Consider the following 1981-nt stretch of genomic DNA (forward strand, 5'->3'; position numbering starts at 1 on the left):
GCCCTGGGCGCCCAGCGTCTCGAGACGGCTCACCGTCTTGGTAGCGTCGGACTCATCGTCCAGGAGGGTGAGCTCGATGGGCATCTTCTTCCCGGCCACCATGACTCCGCCGGCCGCATTCAGGTGCTCGACGGCGATCTCGTATCCCGCGCGCACCTGGGCCCCCCCGGCGCCATAGCGGCCGGTGATGGGAACGACCGCGCCCACCTTGATGGTCTGGGCCCACGCGGGGAGCGGCCCCAATCCGATGCTTGCCAAGACGAGCAATGCCCACAGCCTCATCGATCTCCTCCTGTCGAATGTTCGTGGCCAAGGATCTCGCGATTGTGTTCGCCGACCGCGGGCGGGGCGAGGCGGATCTCCGGCCTCGCGCCGTCGAAGGACAGGGGCAGCGCCATGAGCTCGTAGTCGTCGCCGGGAACTTTCTGAATCATGCCGAGCGCCGCAGCCTGAGGCTCGGCAATCGCCTCGGGCAAGGTATTGATGGGCGCGCAGGGCACTCCGGCGGCTTCCAGCACGTCGATCCACTCGCCCTTGCTGCGCGTGAGGAGGATCTGCTGGATCTGCGCGACCAGCTCTGGCTTGCTGGCCACGCGCGCGGCATTGGTGGCGAAGCGCGGATCGCCCGGCCATTCCGGATGACCCAGGGCGCCCGCGAGCTTGGCGAAGAGCCGGTCATTGCCGGCTGCGATGATGATGGGGTTGGTCTTGGTCTCAAAGCTCTCGAACGGCACCACGCGATGACTGCCCGTTCGATGCCGCTCGGGCACTTGCCCCGAGGCGCGATAGCTGGCGAAGTGTCCCTTGAGCCACGCCAGCCCGGTCTCGAAGAGCGAGGCATCCACCACGCAGCCGCGCCCCGTGCGCTGGCGCTGGGCGAGCCCCGCGAGGGCGCCGATGGCCGTCCACATCCCCGTGCCATAGTCGAGCACGGAGGTGCCGATCCTCGTCGGCGGTCCGCCCTCGTCTCCGTTCATCATCATGAGCCCCGAGAAGGCCTGCACCATGGGCTCGTAGCCCGGCTTGAGACGGAGCGGCCCCGTGGCGCCGAAGGCCCAGACCGAGCAGTAGATGAGCCGCGGATGGCGAGCCAGCAGCTCCTTCGGCCCGAGGCCCAGACCCTCGAGCGAGCCGGGGCGCAGATTCTGGACGAGCACGTCCGCCTCGCCCAGGAAATCCGTCAGCCAGGCCACGGCCTTGGGATCCTTGAGATCGAGAGTGATGGAGCGCTTGTTGGCGTTGACGGCGAGATAGCCGGGCGATACCCCTTTCCAGAAGGGCGGGCCCCAGCGCCGGGCATCGTCGCCCTCTGGGCGCTCGACCTTGATCACATCCGCGCCCAGATGCGCCAGGATCTCGGCGGCGATGGGGCCGGCCAGGTTCTGCGCGACCTCGACGACGGTGGTTCCGCTGAGGGGAAGCATCGGCTCTCTGCTCTCCGGCATGGAGGTCTCCGGCATGGTCAGCGACGGAAGAGCGAGCGCGCGATGACCATGCGGTGCACTTCCGATGGACCCTCGCCGATGCGACGCACGCGCGCCTCGCGATACCAGCGCTCGAGGGGAAACTCCTTGGAGACGCCGTAGCCGCCGTGGATCTGGACGGCGGCGTCGATGACGCGTCCGAGCACCTCGCTGGAGTAGAGCTTGGCGATGGAGGCCTCCACCCGCGCGTCCTCGCCGCGGTCGGCCTTCCAGGCGCCTTCCCAGATGAGCCAGCGCGCGGCGCGGATCTCCACTTCCGCATCGGCCAGCATCCACTGGATGGCCTGGCGCTCGGCCAGCTTGACGCCGAAGGTCGAGCGCTCCTTGGCGTAGGCGATGGCCATGCGATGCGCGGCCACGGCCACACCGAGATTGCAGGCGGAGTAGGGGAAGCGCTGCTTGACGAGCAGGTCGAAGGCCAGCTCCAGGCCCTGGCCTTCTTGGCCGACGAGATTCTCCGCGGGAATCGAGCAGTCCTCGAAGACGACGTCGGTGGG

At 68.3% G+C, this 1981-nt stretch carries 3 protein-coding genes; all 3 read right to left on the reverse strand.

Features of this window, described 5'->3' with window-relative positions:
* The coding region (locus VGT00_15840) for an ABC transporter substrate-binding protein (GenBank protein ID HEV8532893.1) at nucleotides 1-282 on the reverse strand (282 nt) is incomplete at its 3' end.
* Nucleotides 279-1445, reverse strand: a complete 1167-nt coding sequence (locus tag VGT00_15845; GenBank protein HEV8532894.1) for a CoA transferase — start codon at nucleotides 1443-1445, stop codon at nucleotides 279-281. The genes VGT00_15845 and VGT00_15840, both read right to left, overlap by 4 nt.
* Before the next feature lie 17 nt (nucleotides 1446-1462).
* A partial coding sequence (locus VGT00_15850; protein HEV8532895.1) for an acyl-CoA dehydrogenase family protein occupies nucleotides 1463-1981 on the reverse strand: 519 nt, incomplete at its 5' end.

Source organism: Candidatus Methylomirabilota bacterium (assembly GCA_036002485.1).
Lineage (GTDB): Bacteria > Methylomirabilota > Methylomirabilia > Rokubacteriales > CSP1-6 > AR37.